At 46.3% G+C, this 21358-nt stretch carries 18 protein-coding genes and 1 pseudogene; 4 read left to right on the forward strand and 15 right to left on the reverse strand.

Annotated features, from left to right (window positions below):
• Nucleotides 1–63: 63 nt before the first annotated feature.
• The 8 genes and pseudogenes from H9L42_RS05125 to H9L42_RS05160 all read right to left on the reverse strand — a co-directional run bounded on the left by H9L42_RS05125 (nucleotide 64) and on the right by H9L42_RS05160 (nucleotide 7170).
• Nucleotides 64–1437, reverse strand: a complete 1374-nt coding sequence (locus H9L42_RS05125; RefSeq protein ID WP_187302309.1) for a radical SAM protein — start codon at nucleotides 1435–1437, stop codon at nucleotides 64–66.
• Nucleotides 1438–1571: 134 nt separating this feature from the next.
• On the reverse strand, nucleotides 1572–2132 hold the full coding sequence (locus tag H9L42_RS05130; RefSeq protein ID WP_187302310.1) for a TetR/AcrR family transcriptional regulator: 561 nt from the start codon (nucleotides 2130–2132) through the stop codon (nucleotides 1572–1574).
• A 28-nt stretch (nucleotides 2133–2160) separates the two neighbouring features.
• The gene (gene obgE, locus H9L42_RS05135) at nucleotides 2161–3453 is read right to left on the reverse strand and encodes a GTPase ObgE (RefSeq protein WP_187302311.1); all 1293 of its coding nucleotides are present in this window, start codon (nucleotides 3451–3453) and stop codon (nucleotides 2161–2163) included.
• Nucleotides 3454–3509: 56 nt separating this feature from the next.
• Entirely contained in the window at nucleotides 3510–3770 is a 261-nt protein-coding gene (gene rpmA, locus H9L42_RS05140; protein ID WP_187302312.1) for a 50S ribosomal protein L27, read from the reverse strand.
• Nucleotides 3771–4022: 252 nt separating this feature from the next.
• A pseudogene (gene rplU / locus H9L42_RS17430) lies at nucleotides 4023–4331 on the reverse strand (50S ribosomal protein L21); the annotation flags it as partial.
• Between the two features lie 151 nt (nucleotides 4332–4482).
• Nucleotides 4483–5625 carry a CAP domain-containing protein gene (locus H9L42_RS05150; RefSeq protein ID WP_187302314.1) on the reverse strand — a complete coding sequence of 381 codons (1143 nt, stop codon included), beginning with the start codon at nucleotides 5623–5625 and terminating at the stop codon, nucleotides 4483–4485.
• Nucleotides 5626–5711: 86 nt separating this feature from the next.
• Nucleotides 5712–6290: a Crp/Fnr family transcriptional regulator gene (locus H9L42_RS05155; protein ID WP_187302315.1), complete on the reverse strand. Its 579-nt coding sequence runs from the start codon at nucleotides 6288–6290 to the stop codon at nucleotides 5712–5714.
• A 112-nt stretch (nucleotides 6291–6402) separates the two neighbouring features.
• Entirely contained in the window at nucleotides 6403–7170 is a 768-nt protein-coding gene (locus tag H9L42_RS05160; protein WP_187302316.1) for a serine/threonine protein kinase, read from the reverse strand.
• 388 nt (nucleotides 7171–7558) lie between these two features.
• Between H9L42_RS05160 and H9L42_RS05165 the strand changes: the two genes are divergently transcribed.
• The 4 genes from H9L42_RS05165 (at nucleotide 7559) to H9L42_RS05180 (ending at nucleotide 11813) form a co-directional block, all read left to right on the forward strand.
• A complete protein-coding gene (locus tag H9L42_RS05165; RefSeq protein ID WP_187302317.1) occupies nucleotides 7559–8590 on the forward strand; it encodes a hypothetical protein in 1032 nt (343 codons plus the stop codon).
• A 198-nt stretch (nucleotides 8591–8788) separates the two neighbouring features.
• Nucleotides 8789–9199 carry an ATP-binding protein gene (locus H9L42_RS05170; RefSeq protein ID WP_187302318.1) on the forward strand — a complete coding sequence of 137 codons (411 nt, stop codon included), beginning with the start codon at nucleotides 8789–8791 and terminating at the stop codon, nucleotides 9197–9199.
• Nucleotides 9184–10506, forward strand: coding sequence for an ATP-binding protein (locus H9L42_RS05175; protein WP_187302319.1), 1323 nt, complete (start codon nucleotides 9184–9186; stop codon nucleotides 10504–10506). Before H9L42_RS05170 ends, H9L42_RS05175 begins: the two co-directional genes overlap by 16 nt.
• The gene (locus H9L42_RS05180) at nucleotides 10500–11813 is read left to right on the forward strand and encodes a sensor histidine kinase (RefSeq protein WP_187302320.1); all 1314 of its coding nucleotides are present in this window, start codon (nucleotides 10500–10502) and stop codon (nucleotides 11811–11813) included. Before H9L42_RS05175 ends, H9L42_RS05180 begins: the two co-directional genes overlap by 7 nt.
• A 61-nt stretch (nucleotides 11814–11874) precedes the next feature.
• On the opposite strand, the gene H9L42_RS05185 is transcribed toward H9L42_RS05180, so the two are convergent.
• The 7 genes from H9L42_RS05185 to H9L42_RS05215 all read right to left on the reverse strand — a co-directional run bounded on the left by H9L42_RS05185 (nucleotide 11875) and on the right by H9L42_RS05215 (nucleotide 21226).
• Nucleotides 11875–13011, reverse strand: coding sequence for a DUF4317 domain-containing protein (locus tag H9L42_RS05185; RefSeq protein WP_187302321.1), 1137 nt, complete (start codon nucleotides 13009–13011; stop codon nucleotides 11875–11877).
• A gap of 20 nt (nucleotides 13012–13031) precedes the next feature.
• Nucleotides 13032–13814, reverse strand: a complete 783-nt coding sequence (locus H9L42_RS05190; RefSeq protein WP_187302322.1) for an SDR family NAD(P)-dependent oxidoreductase — start codon at nucleotides 13812–13814, stop codon at nucleotides 13032–13034.
• Between the two features lie 143 nt (nucleotides 13815–13957).
• The gene (gene recA / locus H9L42_RS05195; RefSeq protein ID WP_207734920.1) at nucleotides 13958–15085 is read right to left on the reverse strand and encodes a recombinase RecA; all 1128 of its coding nucleotides are present in this window, start codon (nucleotides 15083–15085) and stop codon (nucleotides 13958–13960) included.
• A 398-nt stretch (nucleotides 15086–15483) separates the two neighbouring features.
• Nucleotides 15484–16713: a competence/damage-inducible protein A gene (locus tag H9L42_RS05200; RefSeq protein WP_187302323.1), complete on the reverse strand. Its 1230-nt coding sequence runs from the start codon at nucleotides 16711–16713 to the stop codon at nucleotides 15484–15486.
• Nucleotides 16714–16736: 23 nt separating this feature from the next.
• A complete protein-coding gene (gene pgsA, locus H9L42_RS05205) occupies nucleotides 16737–17264 on the reverse strand; it encodes a CDP-diacylglycerol--glycerol-3-phosphate 3-phosphatidyltransferase (protein WP_187302324.1) in 528 nt (175 codons plus the stop codon).
• Nucleotides 17261–18580, reverse strand: coding sequence for a 30S ribosomal protein S12 methylthiotransferase RimO (gene rimO / locus H9L42_RS05210; RefSeq protein WP_187302325.1), 1320 nt, complete (start codon nucleotides 18578–18580; stop codon nucleotides 17261–17263). Before rimO ends, pgsA begins: the two co-directional genes overlap by 4 nt.
• Nucleotides 18581–21226: a DNA translocase FtsK gene (locus H9L42_RS05215; protein WP_243235662.1), complete on the reverse strand. Its 2646-nt coding sequence runs from the start codon at nucleotides 21224–21226 to the stop codon at nucleotides 18581–18583.
• Between the last annotated feature and the right edge of the window lie 132 nt (nucleotides 21227–21358).

The raw sequence follows: 21358 nt of genomic DNA on the forward strand, positions 1-21358 counted from the left end.
CCCAGTCTGTAAAGAACTGTTGCAGAGTCTCTCCTTTTCCTTTGAGAGATGGAATCGTTTCTTTTATTTTGCGATTTTGTCCGTGTTTCTACAGGATTTCGGACTCAGCTTCCACAATTTTTCCGCAGTAGGAATCCAGTTTTTCGCATAAGATTCACATTTGGAACAGAGATGATCCACATCCTCCCGGCTTTCCAGATCCGTGGAGACAGCGTCGGTTTGTTTGACCATTTCCCGCAGTTTTTCCGGATTTTCAAGCATTGGGCATGGACGGAGCTGATTCTGATTGAACGGCTGTCCATCATGATAGGCCATAAAGAGCGGCGACTGCAGGCATTCCAGCAGCGTATGCTCCCGAATGTTACAGTTGGAGTAATGGATAAATACACAAGGGTCTGCGTCTCCATTGGCATTGATATGAAGATATCGCCTTCCTCCCGCAATACAGCCGCCTACATATTCTCCGTCATTTTGGAAGTCAATCGCGAAAATGGATTTTGTTTGGCGGAACTTGCGGAGCTGATGATACATGAATTCTCGCTGCCGCGGAGATGGAAGCAGCTCGGGAACCGCGTCATTTCCTACCGGCATGTAGTGGAAATTCCAGATGAAAGAAGCGCCCCACTCGATCATCTGATCATAAAATTCGTCGCTGCTGATGACGCTTAAATTTTCACTGGTATAGCAACAGGAAATTCCAAATGGCAGCCGGTTTTCCTTCAGAAGATTCATTGCGTGTACAACCCGGTCGAAGGAGCCTTCTCCACGGCGCGCATCGTGACTTTCGCGGTTTCCCTCTACACTGATTGCGGGAATGAAATTCTTCACCCGCAGCATTTCTTTTACAAAAGTCTCATCAATGAGTGTTGCGTTGGTAAAGGAAAGGAAAACACAGTCTGAATGTTTGTTGCATAAGGCGATGAGGTCGCGCTTGCGCACAAGAGGCTCTCCTCCGGTATAAATGTATGTATATACCCCCATTTCTTTACCCTGCGCGATAATATCATCGATTTCATCAAAAGTTAAATTAAGCTGATTTCCGTATTCTGCCGCCCAGCAGCCTTTGCAGTGAAGGTTGCAGGCGCTGGTGGGATCCAGCAGAATCGCCCACGGGATGTTACAATGGTATCGTTTTCGGTATTCTTCCTGAGTCTTCCAGCCAATCAGATTGCCGTTTATGAAAAAATTGGTAAAAATTGTTTTTAGAACCTCTTTGTCAGTTTCCTTAACGACCCGCATAATCAGCTGATACCAGTTGGATTCCGGATCATTGACGACCTTGCGGATTGCGTTCCTCTGAGCTGGGAATGAATCTTCACCATTTCCCGCGAAACGGTCAACCCATTCCATCAGCTTTGGAATATTCTGTTCCGGATTCTTTTCAATATAGTCGTAGGCTTTTTCCAACCCGATTTTTTTTAAATGATTTGTAAACATACAAAACTCCCTCCTGAACGTGCTCATTTCATTATAGGGGGAGTTTCAGACAGGAGGAATATACAAAACCCCTGAAGTGTCAAAATTCCGACATTTCAGGGGTTTTGTATAAAAATACTGAATATTCTATACGATTAGATTGTCATAGAAAACTCATCAATTAGATGCGTGGCGGTACAGTCGATTACCCTTTTCAGGCGGTTAAGTTCAAACATATAATCACCGCGCATTCCTCCTTCAATCCACTCGATAACAATGCCTGTCAGCAGGAGTACATACACATCCAGTAGAAATTTCCTGTTTTCGGAAGAGAGTCTTCCGGCATTTGGCTGGGAGTCTAGGATTGTTTCCATAATGGGGTAGAATACGCTTTTGATACAGTTGCGAAGCGAGGCTCTGCTCATGGAATGGAAAGCGTTTAGGGTGCGGTCTTCATTATCCTGCAGATATTTGAAAACCTTGCTCATCGCTTCCACCCAGTCTTTACAGACTGTGTCGGTTCCAATAATCTGTCTGGCGTCTTCCAGAAGAATCCACTCCATAAGGTCATAGATGTCATGAAAATTGTAGTAAAAAGTCTGTCTGTTTACACCGCATCCTGCCACAATTTCTTTTACTGTAATTTTATCAACGGGTTTATGTGTTAAAAGTTCTTTTAATGACTCTGCGAGCAGCTGTTTTGTATGATTGGCCATATTCTTTCCTCTCTTCTCGTATCAACTCTTAAAATTCATCAAAATACTCGAATTCATAATCAAAGATGCGGATGGTATCGCCTTCTTCTACTCCCATTTCTTTCAGTTCATCCATGGCTCCGCTTTTTTCAATATATTTGTATAGATAGCGGAGAGATCCTGAATCATTGAAATTAGTGGAATTAAAGATTTTTTCCAGCTGTTTTCCAGTCAGGACGTACGCCTCGTCTTCTCTTTCAACATATACTGTCCTGTAATCCGGATCCTGATCGTCTTTTTCAAAGTCAAACAGCTCCACATACTCTTCTTCCTCAGGTTCCTGTGCCAGATGATCAAGCTGGAAGGCAGCTTCTGCCAGAACTTCTTTTACGCCAAGATTCAAAGGCGCGGACATCGGGAATACCTTGTAGCCCTTTGCTTCGATTGCTTCTTTAAAATGTTTGTATTCCGGTCCATCCTCGTCGACCATATCCATTTTATTGGCGGCGACAATCTGCGGTTTTTTTAAAAGGCGTGGATTGTAAGCTTCCAGTTCGCTGTTGATCTTCTCGAAATCTTCCAGAGGATCCCGTCCTTCGCTGCCGGAAACATCAACTACATGGATCAGTACTTTCGTCCGTTCGATATGCTTTAAAAACCGGAAACCGAGCCCTGCCCCTTGGTGCGCGCCTTCAATGATTCCAGCGATGTCCGCCATAACAAAACTCGTATCGTAAATTTGAACAACTCCCAGATTCGGGTCAATGGTCGTGAAATGATAATCCGCGATTTTGGGCTTCGCGCTGGTTGCTACCGAAAGCAGAGTGGATTTTCCAACATTGGGAAAGCCTACGAGTCCGACATCCGCAATCAGTTTCATTTCCAGAATGACGGAACGCTCTTTTGCGAAACCTCCGGCTTCCGCAAAATTGGGAGCCTGGCGTACAGAATTTTTATAATGAACATTTCCCTTTCCGCCTTTTCCTCCCTTGGCGGCCACAAAAGAATCGCCGGCTTCCACCAGATCTTTCATAACCAGACCGCTCTCTTCGTCAATAACCACGGTTCCCGGCGGAACTTTGATAATCAGGTTCTTTCCGTCCTTTCCGAATTTTTTCTTTTTCATGCCGTCCTGTCCGTTTTCGGCCTGGTATTTCCGTTTATATCGAAAATCCATCAGCGTGCGCAGGCTGTTGTCGGCCATAAAGATGACATCGCCGCCCTTTCCTCCGTCTCCGCCGTCAGGACCTCCCTCCGGAACGTAAGGCTCCCGGCGAAAAGATACGGCTCCGTTTCCACCTTTTCCAGAACGGATGGTTATTTTCGCTCTATCTACAAACATGATTTATCCTCCGTAGAAAAAAGACTGCCGCTCACGCAGCAGTCTTCTAAATTCAATTAAGCTTCTTTTGGATATACACTTACCTGCTTTCTCTTCTTGTCATAACGTTCGAACTTTACAGCTCCGTCAATCTTCGCAAATAATGTGTCGTCTCCGCCGATTCCAACATTGTTGCCAGGATGGAACTTAGTTCCTCTCTGTCTTACCAGAATGCTGCCGGCAGTTACATACTGACCGTCTCCACGTTTTACGCCTAACCGTTTCGACTCACTGTCGCGGCCGTTCTTCGAGCTTCCTACACCTTTTTTACTTGCCATGGACCAGACACCTCCTTTTTTATCTAATTTATCTGGAATTTACTTTACTGCAGCTTCGATTGCTTCAAGAATAACCGGCTTAGTTGCCTTTTCATCGATCTCGATGTTGTTTTCTTTTGCAAATTCAATCAGTTCCGCCTTTTTCATGGATTTCAAAGACGGCTTTTTTTCTGTTTCCGCGGTTTCCGCTTTCGCTTCCGCAGGAGCTTCTTCCTTTACAGGAGCCGCTTTTTTTGCCGGAGCAGTTCCGTCAGCCGAAATTCCTGTGATTTCAACCAGTGTGTAAGGCTGTCTGTGACCCTGCTTCTTTCTGTAATCCTTCTTAGCCTTGTACTTGAAGATGATGACTTTCTTACCCTTTCCGGTTTCGATTACATCTCCAAATACAGCTGCGCTTTCTACATAAGGCGCGCCTACCTTTGCCTCAGCGCCTTCGCCGAGAACCAGTACCTTGTCGAATTTTACCTGTTCGCCATCAGCCGCTTTAATTTTTTCGATACGGATCTGATCGCCTTCGGAAACACGGTACTGTTTTCCGCCTGTTTCAATAATTGCGTACATTGTTCTTTTTTTCTCCTCCTCTATCCAGTCTCGCCAGCGTGGGCAGCTTTTGAAGCTTTAAAAAGGCCCAGTTTGTGCGGCTTACATTGTTATATGATACCATGAGGGACGGGCTGTGTCAAAGGATTTTTTGTAGATTTTAGTCCAGAAGTTATTTTACTTTTACTCGTTTTACCTTGCTGTATGATCCGTAAAGTTTGCTGCCCCCTGCTTTTTTATAAGCTCTTACTTTCACATAGTAAACTTTTTTTCGTTTCAGCTTTTTAAAGGTTTTGCTGGTAGTACGATTTTTGGAAATGGTTGCCCGTTTTTTTCCTTTTGTGAATTTTTTGTTTCTGGCGATCATTACCTGATAGCCGGATGCGGCGCTGTTTCGTTTCCATGTAACTGTCAGGGTACGTTTTCCAGCTTTTACGGACCGCAGAACTACTTTTTTCGGCGCTTTTTTTACAGATATCTTTCGGGAAATGGTCTGCCCGCTGATCGGAAGGGTTGCTCTGATGGTCGCGGTGCCCGTTTTCTTCCCTTTAATTACGCCGGATGAATTGACCGTTGCTCTGGCATTGCTGCTCTTCCAGTTGAATGTCCGGGGCTGCAACTTTATGGATACCAGACCGAATTTTGGATTTCTTACATAAAGAGGAAAAGATGTTGTTCCTCCTTTTGAAACGACAATTGTTCCGGAATCCCGATAGGCTTTCAATCTTCCGGGAAGAGCCTGTACCGTCAAAGTAGCCTGTTTTACACCTCTTCCTGCAGCGATCACATCTGCGTCCTGGAATCCGAACACCTGAACCCAGCAGCGAGGGCCGCCATTTTGGCGAAAGCAGCCGATGCCGATGGAAACATAGTTGCTGTTCAGAATGTTCGCGCGGTGTCCCGAAGATTCCATCCAGCTTTCCATAACTCTCTTCGCGCTACTTTGGCCAATCGCAATATTTTCACCGGATATTTTATAAGAAGCAGTATAACACATAGTGCCGTCCGGCCGTTCATGGTCAAAATAGAGAGCTCCTTCCGCAGCGCGCTGCATGGCGGCCTGCTGAAGTTCCACATCCATAGTCAGAGCAGGAAGCCCCGCAGCCCTTCTTTCTTTATTTACGATGGTCAGTACATCGGAAGCTTCCGAATAATCGAGAGTCCCCTTTACATAAAAAAACTCATTTGCCGTCTGTGTCTGTTCCCCATCCTGACGGTATGAGGCTGCAGGAGTACCGTCTTCCGCAAAGCTATAGAGCGGAACGGTAAAAATCATCAGAACCACAGTTGCAAGAGCCAAAATCCTTTTTTTCATATTCTTGTACTCCTTTTTTGAAAATATGTTTTTGATGCTGGAATTATTATAACATGGAGAATCTGGCAGAACAATCTATCCTGTTGTTATTCTTCCTGTTCCCGGAATTCTTTGCGCAGCCTGCTGAGCGTTACAGGTGTCATATTCAGAAAAGAGGCGACATGTCTGTGGCTGACGCGATCAATCAGATCTTTATATTCACGCAGGAACCAATTATATCGTTCCTTTGCGTTCAGCATATAAATCGCGTGTTTAATATTTTGGTGTTCTTCCATTTCACGAATTAAAAGCTCATTATAAACATATACGAGCTCTGTGTGCTGCAGGAGTAACTCTTCTACAGCCTGCTTGGGTAGTTTTACAATGGTGGAATTTGTCTCTGCCGCAACATTGACAGCGGGCGGCTGATCCAGGCGGTAACTCCCGAGGGCCGCCTGTCCATAACGAAATACAAAACATTCTGTAGCTTCCTTACCTTTCGGATTCCCCCAAAAGCCCCGGAGAATCCCCTCGACCAAAAAAAAGAGACTTCCCTGCGATTCTCCTTTTGTAATCAGGTACGTCCCCTTTTTATATGTTTCTACTGCCGATAACCTGCAGAATTTTTTTAGAATTCTTTCGTCATGTATATTCAAAATATCCTTGAAAAATTTTCTTTTATCCATCTGACTTCCACTTTCTGTTGTGTTTTAAAGAGAGTATCCATATTCTACCTTAATTCGGGTATTTTTGTGCCATAATGTAAAAAATGAACCGTGAAATGTAACAAATAGGGTATTATCTGTCCGGTTTGATATCGTAGAGCAGATCGCAGTAACGTCTGTCCTGCCTGGGGATGCTTTTCAGGGATTTAAGCATTGCTTTCGCACTGGGAAAACGCTTTGAGGGATTCCTGTCAGTGGCTTTTTTGATTACACTGGCAAACGGCGCTCCCAATATCCGGGCCAGTTCATCCATCTTATTGTCTTGTTCAAGGGGCGAATACCTTTCTCCTAAGGCCAGATGATATAAAGATGTTCCTATTTTGTAAATATCCGAACGTCTGCTGCGAAGTTCAGAAACCGGCCTTCTGCCGGGGGAAAGAAAAACACGGAAGTCCACCAGGCAGATGCTGCCTTCCGGAGTAAGCAGAATGTCAGACGGTTGAATATCCTTATGAATGAAAATCTTCTGCGAGTGAAGATAGGCCAATGCGCTGCAGAGCTGCATCCCCCAAAGCAGAAGCTGCTGTCCGGAAAAACATTTCTTTTCTGACAGAAGTTGCTGAAAGGACTTCCCGGGAATAAAAGGCGTGACTACATAAAGTTCATCGTCTATTTCTATGAATTCCAGTATCTGAGGTAAATGTGGATGCTTCAGATGTCTGAAGAATTCTGCCTCCCGCGTCCCACGGAAAATCGCCTGATCTGTTTCTCTTAATTTCCGCAGGACAACAAGCTGCTGTTCCTGGTTGTGGTAGGCTTTATAAATTGTGCTGCCGCGCTCGGTATCCTCCAGTAGCGTATAAGATTCAGATATAGGAATGGGCACTGTTTTAGTTTGCATAAATATCCAACTCTTTCTATATAAGTGATTTGCTTTCCCTGTAGCCCTAAAATGGACATATAATTTTATTATATCCTGTTTTTTCGGAGTATGCATTAACATAGGTTAACAGAATGAAAGTTTTTTTGACTTTTTTTATAAATAGCTCTTGTTTTTTTAAAGTTAATTTTTATACTTGATTTTTTATTTTTATGATGATAAACTTTTCCTACTCGTATTTTTATATAGTGAACAGGAGATCCTTATTTTGCAGTTCTTTCTTATTTGTACAAGCGTTTTTACCAACAGTATTTTTTTGATTTTTTTTCAAGAGTTTTTCAGGCCGAAAAAAGTCTGGCTGCCCGCGATATTTTTTGTTTTACCACCAATTGTTTTTTGTTTGGCGGGTTTGTATCCGGATGTGCTGCTGCGGATCCCGGAGGATCTGGCATCTCTTGCTATTGTCTGGTTTTTTAATCTTTGCGCGTTATTTTTCTGCTGTTCCGATCCTCTGAGAAAAAAGATGAAAGCTGCCCTTTGGATGTTGGGCCTGTATCTGGCATCCGTGCTGATTTTTTATATGATCTTTGCAAAGCAAGTGCAAAGCTATACCGATACAATTGGTATTGGTGATGATATCCATAAAGAATTGTATTATCTGCTTATACAGCTTACTTTTTTCTTTGTTTGCACTCTGGTTTTCAGCGCAGCTTTTATTTTTTACAAATTTCGGAAAAAGCAAATGACACTCCAGAACACAGCCCTTTTCAGTTTATTTGTGGCTACACAAATACTTTTAATGGCGTCTCTTTTGATCCGCGTTTACAGGAATATCGATTTCCCTATCCTGTGGTTCTGTCTTGCTTCTGGAGTCATGTGCATTGTCGCTGACTTTTATGTGTTCAAAGCATTCAAGGAAATCGGGCGCAAATCAAAGCTTAGACAACAAGCCTATTTTTATAAAAAACAGCTGGATATTCAGCTGAAGCATTACGAAAAGCTTTCGGAATATGACGTGACACTTTCTCATATCCGACACGATTTAAAAAATGAAATCAGTGTGATTCAGTACCTTCTGCAACAGAAGAATTACCAGGATGCAGAGGAACTGGCTGATGAAATACAGAATATGATTCAGAGACTTGAGAAGATTGAATGTTGCGAGAATAAAATTCTCAATGCGTTGATTTTTATCTGCGGTCAGAAAATGGAATCCCAGGGGATTGATTTTACTTGCAGGAATTTGGACATTCCAGAAACCATCTCCGCGGATCTTCCACAGCTTTGTGAAACCTTTTCCAGCAAACTGGAAAGCTGTATGAAGAAAGGTCCTTCAGCAGCTGAACTGTCCGGAACCTTTGCGGAAGGAAAGTTCCTGCTGACAAGTAAATTTTCAAGCAGAGAGCAGGATGTGGTACAGGATACGATTTATGTGAACTAGCAGAAAGCGGGAAATTTGCGATGCTGATTTTTTGCTGTATCCTTGCGGATATAGCGGCATTTTATATTTTAAGGGAAATGGACAAGAAAGCGGAGCTGGAAGCTGGAGCCTCTCGCGGAAGAGCTGGAACATCTGCGGACTGTATCTTATTGCAGGCACCGTATCGTAAACGCCTTGATTTTTATGAAACACAGGGAGATGAAGCAATCCGGCATCTCCTTGGTTTACCGCATTCATCTGGAAAAAGACTGTTTTGTGGAAAACAGCGACCTCTGCCGGATTCTGTCCAATCTGCTGGACAACGCCATCGAGGCCTGTCGTGAAATTCCAGATGCGGAGATCCGCCTCACCTGTATGCCAGTGAAACATACCCTGCTTATTAAAACTGAGAATCCGGTTTCTGATGTGATCCGATTTCATAAAAACGGACTTCCGCTTTCTTCAAAAGAAGGCCCCGGACATGGAAGAGGCCTCGCCAGTGTCAAAGAAATTGCGGGAAAATACCATGGGACTCTGAAGATTGAGGCGGATACGGATAAGTTCACGGTATCAGTCAATTTGTTTTCAATTCGTATGAAGGGAGGAAAAGACAGTTGCTGTATGGATTAACTGTACTTTGTACGACCCTGAGCAATACTGCTCTGGCTATTTTTTTCAGTCTGACGATGACAGGAAAGCGCAAGGTCCTTTTCGTCATTCTTTTTTCGCTGTCTGTTCCCGCGGTTTTGCTTCCGCTTGACTTGCTGAATATCGCGGAAATTACAGAAGGACATATTCTGCGTTCCCTCAGCGCTATGTTCTTGTCTTTTCTGCTGATTCGCATTTTCTTTGAGGAAACCATTGTCAAGGAAATCGTAATTTTCGCAGTTGGTATTACATTTTCTCAGATGTGCAATCTCCTTATTTCCGTACCTCTCGCTAAAAGCGGTTTTTTCGAAGCATCAATTCCTCAGACAGAGCTGACGCCGAATTTTTTAATTGCGCAGTATCTGACGACATTTGCATATGCGCTGTCCATCTTTCTGGCCGCGGCATTGATCAAAAGAAGAAACGCAATCTATCATGAGGGTTGGAAACTGCTCTGCCTGTTTATGATCGTACAGATTATTCTGGGGCTCTGCTATGCTCTTGGTACAGAATCCGATCTGTCTTCGGAGACCGTTTATGAAAATATCCGTTTGGCTGTCATTTGCATGGCTGCAGATCTGTCAATTTTTTATGTGATCAGCGAAGTGGATAAGAAAGCGGCGCTGGAAGCTGCCGCTGAATTCTACAAAAACCAGCTGTCCATGCAGCTTTCACTCTACGAGAATTTTTCTGCTTACGGAGAAAGCCTGCGGCAGACAAAGCAGGATCTGGTTGAATCTCTTTCTCAGGCACAGCAGTCTTTGAAAAGCCGTGATTACTCCAGCGCGGAAAAAATGCTGAAGCCCCTTCCCCAAGAGCTGGAGAAGCTGCGGACCATATCTTACTGCGGGCACCGCATCGTAAACGCCCTGCTCTTTGTGAAGCAGCGCAAAATGAAACAGTACGGTATTTCCTTTGACTGCCGGGTTCGTCTGGCAGAGGACTGTTTTGTAGAAAGCAGCCACCTTTGCCGGATTCTCTCTAATCTGCTGGACAACGCAACCGAGGCCTGTAAGAAAATCTCGAACGCGGAAATTCATCTTACCTGCATTCCGGTAAAAAATACCCTTCTTATTAAGACGGAAAACCCGATTTCCGGTTCGATTCCCATGCAGAAAAACGGATTTCCCGCATCTACAAAGAAAGAACCTGGTCATGGGAAAGGCCTTGCCAGTGTAAAGGAGATCGTAGATCGGTATCATGGAGAACTTCGTATTGAGCAAAAAAGCAGTATGTTTCTGGTATCGGTTGCTTTATTTCAAAAGACAGGAGGAAAAGGAGAATGTTGATCTATTGTTTGACTCTGCTATGTACCACATTAAACTCGGTAATCACCGGTTTGTTTTGCTGTTTTACCCTGTCTGGCCGGCATAAAATCCGGTTTCTTTTGTTCTTTTCTTTGTTTGTCCCTGTACTTTTGGTTGCTCTGGACTGGGCCGATATCGCGGAAATTGCTGAGGGCCACCCTCTGCGAACAATAATTGCTTTAATCGAAAATATATTACTGCTACATTTCTTTTTTGAAGATTCTCTTGTAAAGAAATTACTGATTTTTGCGGCTGGCGCGGTACTCCAGTATTTAAGTGTATTTTTAGTTGCCTTCCCACTTGCAATCCTCGATTTTTTCGATCCGATTCTTGTAGATGTAGAGCTGACCCCGGAATTTCTGGTTACACAGTATCTGGGCATGATCTGCTACTTTTTTCTTATGCTGGTGACTACTCGATTTATCAGAAACCGTTCTGCTGAGGGAAATGAAGGGTGGAACCTGCTGATTCTTTTTATGATTGTTCAGCTTTTTCTTCTCTTCACTTTTCCTGTAGGCATGGGAAAGGTTATCCCTCAGGAATTCCTCGTTTTTTTTATCTTTGCGGCTCTGCTATGCTTTTGTACGGATTTGGCGATCTTCTACGTTATCGACGGTATTAATAAAAAGACAGCACTGGAAGCTGCCGCTGAATTCTACAAAACCCAGCTGTCCATGCAGCTTTCACTCTACGAGAATTTTTCCGCTTATGGGGAAAACCTGCGGCAGACAAAGCAGGATCTGGTCGAATCCCTTTCCCAGGCACAGCAGTCTTTGAAAAGCCGTGATTATTCCAGCGCAGAAAAAATGCTGGAGCCCCTTCCGCAAGAGCTGGAGAAGCTGCGGACCATATCTTACTGCGAGCACCGCATTGTAAACGCCCTGCTCTTTGTAAAGCAGCGTAAAATGAAACAGTACGGTATTTCCTTTGACTGCCGGGTTCGTCTGGAAGAGGATTGTTTTGTAGAAAGCAGCCACCTTTGCCGGATTCTGTCCAACCTGCTGGACAACGCTATCGAGGCCTGCCGTGAAATTCCAAACGCGGAAATTCATCTGACCTGCATGCCGGTAAAAAATACCCTTCTTATTAAGACGGAAAACCCGGTTTCCGATTCGATTTCCATGCAGAAAAACGGACTTCCCGCATCTACAAAGAAAGAACCCGGTCACGGGAAAGGACTTGCCAGTGTAAAGGAGCTTGCGCAGCATTATAACGGAGGTCTGCAGGTGCAGACAGGATCTCTCTTTCGCGCAACAGTAATTCTATTCCCCGATGGCAGGAACGCGTGATCGGATCCTTGATAAAATCAGCCGGACCAAAGACGAGTTTTCGCTGCCGATTGCAATTCAGCTATTCATCTGTACCATCCATTTCAATGTCCAGTCCGTTGACTTCCACATGATCATTGATGGCGATGACGAGGCATTTTCGATCGTCAATAATACGGGTCTCCACAAGATCCGCCCGATCCGGACTTACTTTAATGACAACATCCGGAGTCTCGATGCTGAATTTTTTCGTTTCTGCTACATTAGCAGCCATTAACCGCCGTTTTTCGCCGGCAGTTTGGGTAAAGACAGTTTCCACTTTTTCAAGTTTTTCTTCGGAGGCGCCGCTCTGCTCTAAGAGCCGACGCATATCAAATTTGTCCAGTTCCAAAGGTTCCGGCTCTTCTTTATTTTCCTCGATCATCTCCTGCAGATTGTCATGGATGCAGCGTACCATTTCGAAGTTACACTCTTCGCCCAGGGTCTCGGAAAGGATCTCATTAAAGGTTACTTTCTGATTTTCCGCGGAAAGAGGAATATCGCTTCCAAGCAGTTCCTCGATAAGTTTTGGCTGCAGTTCTTCCGGTTTTTTTGTGAAATAGAGGGCCTGGTGAATATCGGCGGTCCGGTCGTTAAATGCCGGGAACAGGAATCCCTTCACCGGAGGATCCACCACCCAGTCTCGATTGCGGCCGACGATAGAGTTCTGATCCACATCATAACTAAGTCCGGCTTTTGACAATTTAACTGGACAGATACTACACAGTATGTACTCATAAACATTATCCGAAGCATCAAACATCTCGGAACCGTCGGAAGCTTTGCCCGGCACATCATAAACAGCGTGAATCAAAATGATATAGTAATTCTCTCCATATTCAAAGTTGTCGATAATCTTGTTGTAAAATTCGTCGATCAGAGCTTCATCCTCCAGCTTGCTGTTTCGCAGCCGATAAAGGAATTCCTGCGTGCCTCCCGCCTCTTCCTGGTGAAGGGGAAATTCCATGTTAATCAGTTTTTTCCCCAGGGTCCCTGTAAGTGTCTGCTTGAAAATTTCAAAGTATTTAAAGGCTTCCTCCTCCGGAAGGCTCAGAAAAGACCGGTTTATTTCGCATTTACGATTTTTTTCGTGATCCACATAACACCCGCACATCCGGGTAATAGCGCAGTTTTCCGGTGTAAACTGCTTTTTGATTTCCAGAATTTCTTTGCTTATCATAATAACCTCGCTTTATCTTTTTAAATCTTTCGTATGCCCTCCCACAGAGCCATCATAATCGAATGGGGAATAAATTTGGCGGCAATCCGGTGGAGAAAACAGATCGGTCCCGGCGTCGAAACCGCAAGACCGGCTCGATTGTCGCGGAGCGCCCGATTTACAACCCTCTCGCTTTTCGATGCCAGTGGAAAATGCCGTATAGCCTGTCCGTTCCTCGTTTCTTTCGCTCCGGGAATAAATTCGGTATCTTTAATCCAGTAAGGGCAGACCGCCGTTACATGAATTCCCCGGCCTTTCAACTCCCAGCGCAACGCTCTGCTGTAGCGCAGAAGAAATGCTTTGGAGGCGGCGTAAATATTCAGATAGGGAAATGGCTGAAAGGCAGAAGTAGAACAAATTTCCAGAATCCGCGCCCCGGACTCCATCCAGGGCAGACAGAGCCGTGTCATCATCACCGCGGCGCGGCAGTTCAGATCGATCATATCCATACAGTCCGAATCGGAAATATCACGGTAACTCCCGATTTTTCCGAAGCCGGCACAGTTAATCAGAATCCTCAAATTCGGCTTCGCCTCGGACAGTAATTTTTGAAAATAGGGAAAACTGGACGTTTCAGTAAGATACATGGGAAGGACGCGTATCGGAAGCTTCCCCTGCTTTTCCAGTTCACGAAGCCGGTTCCCCCGCCGGGCAATTACCCAGATTTCCTCCACGTCCTCCATATCCTGAATCCGACGTACAAAGCAGCGCCCCAGTCCGCTGGAAGCGCCGGTTACAACCGCGATCCTTTTACCTCTCTCCATATCCGTTCCTCCTGCCTCTCAAAAGAAAACAGGTACCGTACAGCCGATGCGCTCACCTGCTTCCGACACCTGTTTTGTTTCTAGTATTTTCGGCTGTGTATTTGCCGCAGCTTCCTTTTTTAGGATTTCCGGAAAGTGCGGTTTTATTCAATAATTACGCCGTCTTCATCCACTTCAAAATCATCTGGAAACAGGTCGCCCTCTTTCTCATCTTCTTCACTGGAACGGTCTGTCTTGTCGGAATCTTTTTTCAGCGTATCGCGGACAAGCTCTTCAACACGTTCCATCATTTCCGGATGCTCCAGCATGTATTTCTTTACATTTTCACGGCCCTGCCCGATGCGGTCGCCTTCAAAGCTGTACCAGGATCCGGCTTTATCGATTACCTTCAGTTCAATGGCGCAGTCCAGCACATCCCCTTCTTTGGAAATCCCCTCTCCATACATGATGTCAAACTCGGCCTGTTTGAAGGGCGGTGCCACTTTATTTTTTACAATTTTAACCTTTGTGCGGTTTCCTAAAAAGTCATCTCCGGATTTAATGCTTTCCACTCTGCGCACATCCATACGCATGGTCGCGTAGAATTTCAGCGCTCTTCCGCCTGTAGTCGTCTCCGGATTTCCGTACATGACCCCTACCTTTTCACGCAGCTGGTTGATAAAGACTACGGCTGTTTTGGATTTGTTGATAAATCCCGCCAGTTTTCTGAGAGCCTGGGACATAAGTCTGGCCTGCAGTCCTACATGGCTGTCTCCCATTCCTCCTTCAATTTCGGTTTTTGGAACCAAAGCCGCAACCGAGTCTACAACGACAATATCCAGCGCGCTGCTGCGGACCAGCATTTCGCAGATTTCCAGTGCCTGTTCACCTGTATCCGGCTGAGATACTAAAAGCTCGTCTACATTAACGCCCAAGTTTTTAGCGTACTCCGGATCCAACGCGTGCTCCGCGTCGATGAAAGCTGCCTTTCCTCCGTCTTTCTGCGCCTCCGCAATCATGTGCAGCGTCAGAGTTGTTTTACCGGAAGACTCCGGTCCAAAGACTTCGATAATTCTTCCCTTTGGAATGCCGCCAATTCCCGTTGCCAGATCCAGACTCATGGAGCCTGTAGAAATTGCCTCAATATCCATTTTCGCAGAATCATCTCCAAGGCGCATAATCGCCCCTTTTCCAAATTCTTTCTGTATCTGGTTAAGAGCATCCTGAAGAGCCTGCTCTTTATCATCTTTTGTTGACACCGCTTTTGATGCCGCTTTTTTACTGACTGCCAATTCCCTACCTCCAATTATGTGAACGTTTGTTCGTTTTGTTTTATCATACTCTAAACTTCCTGCCGCGTCAAGAAAAATTTCTCGCAGGATTTTTTTACAGCATACCTAAGTTTATTTCTGGTCCAATATTACCATTTTTTTACATATAAGTCAAGCCTTTGCCGCATGAAAAATTGCTCGTATACACCTACATGAAAAAACTCCAGATTGCGTATACAAATCGTATACACAGGAAAGAAAATCAGTGACATTGTGTATAAAAAATACATTTTCTGACTGTTTTTGGGGCGAAAATGACCTTAAAACCCCCGGAACCTCCCGTTTTTTATACGCAATTCGTTCTTTTTGCCTCCCGGTGTATACCCGCCGCCCTGGCCGCGGTTGTCCCCAGCAGGACGCTAGACCAGCTTGTTGATTAAATCCAGCATGGAAAGCAGCGCGTAATTACGGTTCCAGTTGCGGTTCACGTTTCGCATCTGAATTTTTCTGCATACCGTTTTCCCCTGATAAACGGCCCCGATATACACAAGTCCTACCGGCTTTTCCGGACTGCCTCCTCCCGGCCCCGCGATTCCGGTAACAGATATACAGATATCGCTTCCGCTGACCCGATGCAGACCTTCGGCCATTTCACGGGCTGTTTCTTCACTGACCGCGCCGTGGGCCTTTAACGTTTCTTCCCGAACTCCCAGCTCCTGCATTTTCGCTTCATTGCTATAGGTTACAAGGGAGCGGTCAAACACTTGGGAGATTCCGGAAATTCCCGTCATGGCGGCGGCAAACATACCTCCGGTGCAGGATTCGGCGCTGGAAAGAGTCAGTTTCTTTTCCATCAGCTTTCTGGCTACTACCGTCACCAAATCTTCATCATCACAGCTATAGATATATTCTCCGATTAACGCTTTTACCTTTTCCAGCATCTCATCAACTGCCTTAGCGGCTTCTTCTTTTGTCGCCCGTTTGGAAGCGATTCGCAGACAGCATTCCCCTTCTTTGGCATAGGTGGCCAGAGTCGGGTCCGTCTGTCCGTCGATGAGAGGCAGCAGTTTTGTTTCCAGCATGGACTCTCCGATGCCGAAGGTGCGGATCATGCGATAAACGATGGTGCTTTCAGATTTTTTTTCAAGATAAGGAAGCACTCTGCGCTGGAACATGCGTGTCATTTCCCTGGGCGGTCCCGGCATGCAGATAATGGTTTTTCCCTGATGTTCCAGGGCAAAGCCGGGTGCGGTTCCCGCGTCATTGTCAAAGACCACAGCCCTTGACGGCATGTAGGCCTGCTTTTTATTATTTTCCGTCATAACCCGGTTTTGTTTTTTAAAATAGGTTTCCAGCTTATCCATGGTTTCGCGATGGAGAACCAGCTCATCCTCCATGGCCCGGCAGACGATCTCTTTTGTCAGATCATCCTGTGTAGGCCCCAAACCGCCTGTTGTAAGGATTAAATCGCAGTCTTTAAAAATCATTTCGATCATTTCTTCAAGACGTCCCGGATTATCCCCTACCGTATGATGATACATCACATCAAAACCAAGCAGATTCAGCTGCTGTGATAAATAAACCGTATTCGTATTTGTAATCTGACCGAACAACAGTTCGGTTCCCACACTTAAGATTGCGGATTTCATAATACTCCTTCTTTCCCTGCCCTCTACATGGACAGCAGCTGTCTGTTTTTCACAATATACTCAACGCCGGAGATAATGGTCATAGCCACCGCGATCCAGAGGAAAATCTGATCCAGCGGCACGCCGATATAGCGGCACGGCCAGTTGTCAAGAAGCAGCAGAGGAATGGCGATCATCTGGGTAATGGTCTTGATTTTTCCCGTTGTTCCCGCCGCAATGACGATTCCTTCTGATGCGGCCACCTGTCTGAGACCGGTTACGGCAAATTCTCTGGCTAAAATAACGATTACCATCCAGCCGGCCACGTCTCCCAGCTCAACGAGGCAGACCAGAGCCGCCATAACCAGCAGTTTATCCGCCAGCGGATCCATCAGTTTTCCAAAGTTGGTAACCAGATTATATTTTCTGGCGATGTGTCCGTCCAGCATGTCCGTCAGCGCGGCGGCAATAAAGATAATAGTAGCCGTGTACCGGTAACCCAGCAGCAAAACTACAATAAAAACCGGAATGGCGATAATTCGTAAAAGCGTCAATTTGTTTGGCAAATTCATTTTAAAACCTCCCTGCCTGCAAGATCATAATCAAAAGCATCTGTAATTTCAACGTCTGTAAACTCTCCCGGCGTTAAGTTCCGATCCGAGGTAAACAGTACCGCGTTGTCGATTTCCGGAGCGTCCCATACGGTCCGTCCGATGTAACTTCCGTCTTCGTCCTTTTCCTCCACGAGAACCGTAAGGGTTTTCCCGATTTTCGCCTGATTGGATTTCAGAGAAATCTCAAGCTGGGCGCGCATGATGGCGTCGCGTCTTTGGGCTTTGACTTCCTCGTCCACCTGATCTTCCATTTCCGCTGCCGGCGTTCCTTCCTCCTGAGAATAGGTAAAAACGCCGAGCCGTTCAAATCCAGTGTTCTCTGCGAAAGAAAGAAGCTCTTCAAAATCATCCTCTGTTTCCCCGGGAAAACCGGTAATAAAGGTAGTCCGGATGTGTATATCCGGAATTTCCCTTCTCAGTTTTTCAATGGTTCTTCGGATACCTGCGGAAGTGGAGCGCCTGTTCATAGCTTTTAATACGCTGTCGCTGATGTGCTGGAGAGGAATATCGATGTAAGGACAGATTTTTTCTTCCTCTTTCATCACCTGAACCAGTTCGTCGGTAATCCGATCCTCATAGCAGTACATCAAACGGATCCAGGCGATTCCTTCAATGCGGCACAGCTTTCTAAGCAGATCAGCAAGCACATATCCGCCGTAAAGATCCATGCCATAGGCTGTTACGTCCTGGGCAATGAGAATCAGCTCCCTGCACCCATTTTCCGCAAGCATCCGGGCTTCTGAAAGAATGGCTTCCTGGGTCCTGCTGCGGTATTTTCCACGGATCTTTGGAATCACGCAGTAAGCGCATACATTGTTGCATCCTTCGGCAATTTTCAGAGTCGCGGTATAAGGATTGTCCGCCAGCTTTCGGAACGGTGATTCCGCGTAGATCCGGCTGTAATCGCTGTGATATTTTTTCCGAATTCCTTTTGTAAAATTTTCAAGAATCGAGGGAAGCCGTTCATAATCGTTTACTCCCAAAAACAGATCGACCTCCGGCATTTCCTCATAAAGCTCGTCCGCGTAACGCTGGGAAAGGCAGCCCGTTACTGCCAGAACCGCGCCCTCTTTTTTACAATCCGCCATCTGAAAAATCCGTTCAATGGACTCGGTTTTCGCGTCGTTGATAAAACCGCAGGTATTGACAATCACCACATCCGCTTCCTCAGGGGAGCGGATGATCCGGTGCCCCGCGTGTTCCAGAATCCCCGCCGCTGTTTCCGAATCATTAAAGTTTTTCAGACAGCCCAGTGTTTCCATATAGATGTTCATTTATCCTTCTTTTAAATCCTCCGTTTCTTTTCTCAGAGCCGCAAGCTCTTCCTCTGTCATCAGCACCTGTCTCTTTTTGCTTCCGTCGGCAGGTCCGACGATGCCTCTTGCTTCCATCTGTTCCACAATTCTGGCCGCCCGGTTGTAACCTACGCGGAATCGCCTCTGCAGCATGGAAACCGAAGCTCCGCCTTCGGCGACTACCATTTCGATGGCATCCGGCAAAAGCTCGTCCGCGTCGTCAGGCGCCTCCTGAATTCCCCCCTTGTCGATGGTTTCGATAACGTCTTCGGAATACTCGGCTTTTTCCACCTGACTTTTCACAAACTCAATTACTTTATGCACCTCTTGATCCGAAATAAAGGGGCCCTGCACCCGCATCGGTTTTCCGCTTCCAATGGGGCTGAAGAGCATATCGCCTTTTCCTACCAGCTTTTCCGCGCCGGCCATATCCAGAATCGTCCGCGAGTCAAACTGGGAGGACACGGCAAAGGCAATCCGGGACGGAATATTGGCCTTGATAACGCCGGTAATGACGTCGACGGACGGCCTTTGGGTAGCGACAATCAGATGCATTCCCGCGGCTCTGGCTTTCTGGGCCAGTCTGCAGATGGATTCCTCCACCTGAGATGGAGCCGCCATCATCAGATCCGCCAGCTCGTCAATAATAATGACAACCTGCGGAAGGAAGGAATCCTCCTCCCCTCTTTCCGTCACTAGTTCGTTATAGCCAGCCAGATCCCGCACCCCTTCTTCAGCGAATTTCTTATATCGCTTTTCCATTTCCGCTACCGCCCAGTTGAGGGCCGCGGCCGCTTTCGGCGGATCTGTTACCACCGGGATCAGCAGATGAGGGATTTCGTTATAATTGGCCAGCTCCACCACCTTCGGGTCAATGAGTACCAGCTTGACCTCTTCCGGTCTTGCCTTATAGAGAATACTGGTGATGATACTGTTGACACACACGCTCTTTCCGGAACCGGTAGAGCCTGCGATGAGAAGGTGGGGCATTCCTTTGAGGTCCGCTACAATCGCCTTTCCTTCAATGTTTTTTCCTACGGCAAAGGTGATTTTTGATTCCGCCTGTTTAAATTCGGGGGAGTCGATCATCTCCCGAATCGTTACCATATTCACTTTGTCATTTTCCACTTCAATCCCCACTGCCGCTTTCCCCGGAATCGGAGCCTCGATACGGATGCTTTTCGCTTCCAGATTCAGGGCGATATCATCGGCCAGATTGACAATGCTTTTCACCTTTACTCCCACATTCGGATGGATTTCGTACCGGGTAACCGTCGGCCCCTGGGTAACCTGCACCACCTCCGCGTCAATACGGAAATTGTGGAGGGTTTCTTCCAATTTCATGGCTTTCGCCCGCAGTTCAGAGCTTCCGGTCCGGTCTTTTCGGAGCTTTGGCTTGTTCAAAAGATCCATCGGGGGAAAACGGTAGTCCGCGATAGGGTGAGAATTTTCACTTATTTCCTCCGGGGAAAGAGAAGCCTTTGCAGCCTGGCTTTTTGTCATTTTTTCAGGTTCGTAGGCTTTCGCGGCAATCACAGCCGCGGAGGTTTTCTCAGAAATTTCCTGGGAAAGATCGTCTTCCGGTTCCAAATCCGATCGGCCCGCGCTGTGACTGCCTTCCTCGATCAGTCCCTTTCCAGGTTCAGGCTCGGGGACATGTCCATCCAGTCCAAAGCTTTGCTGCATACCGTATCCGTCCGTCTGCGGGGGTTCGTCCGAAAGCCCGTATCCGGAAGCGGCCGGCGCTTCGCCTCCAAACAGATCATCGTTTTCCATATAAGCGAGAATCTGTTTCTGTCCGCTGGAAATTCGTCCCGGTGTGTAAGAGGTTTCCTCCTGGGACTTGCTTTGCTCCCGTTTCAGGCGTTCCCACAGAGGCACGCGCCGTTTCTCCCGTTCCGCGAGCGCAGACCTGTCTGTGCTGTCCATAAGGATCGGCGTTGTTTTTCCTTTGGACACGGGTTCGGAAGGGAGGGATTCCTCCAGTTCCTCATCAAGCTCCGCTTCCTTTTTGGCTCTTCTTTTTTCCGCGGCGCGCTCTGTGAATCGAGAGACCGGGGTGTTGATAATGAGCAGCAGGCAGATGATAATCACCACCACCGCAATCATGTAAAGTCCTGGGATCCCGAAGGCCTTTACAATCAGGCTGCCGATATACATGCCCAGCAGGCCTCCGCTGTCCAGCAGGATCCCGTCATGGTAGTAATCTACCGCGTCTGGAAGTCCAAATCCCAGAACCTGTGGGTCTAGAAAACGGGCGGAGTTGAGAAATGCCGCCATCAGCAGAATAATAAACAGCAGGAAAAGGGCTTTTCTTCCAATATGAATGGTTTTCTTGGCAAATAATAAAATTCCGTATAGGATCAGATAGTATGGAAACGCGTAGGCGATAGCGCCCAGGCAGCCCTTGAAGAAATCCGACAAGGCCTCCCCTACCGCTCCTGCCGCATGAGTCTGAAAGGCTACCGCGAGAAAGGCTCCCAGCGCGATAATAAGAATGGCCCAGATTTCATCTCTCAAATTCGGATCCATTGCTTTCTTTTGGGAAGCGGCCTGCCTGCGGCTTCCCGTATTTTTCTTTTTCGAACCGGCGGCTTTTCCCGGATTACGCTTTTTTTCTGTCATCGTTTACCCCTTATCCCTGCGTTTTGCGCAGAAAAAATCAAATTATATTATACCACAAAGCCAGGGAATGTGCTGTTTTTCTTACGAAAACATTCCGCAAAAATGGACAACCTTTCGATCGATTTTTATTTT

The organism is Zhenpiania hominis (assembly GCF_014333425.1).
GTDB classification, from domain to species: Bacteria; Bacillota; Clostridia; order Peptostreptococcales; family Anaerovoracaceae; genus Hominibacterium; species Hominibacterium hominis.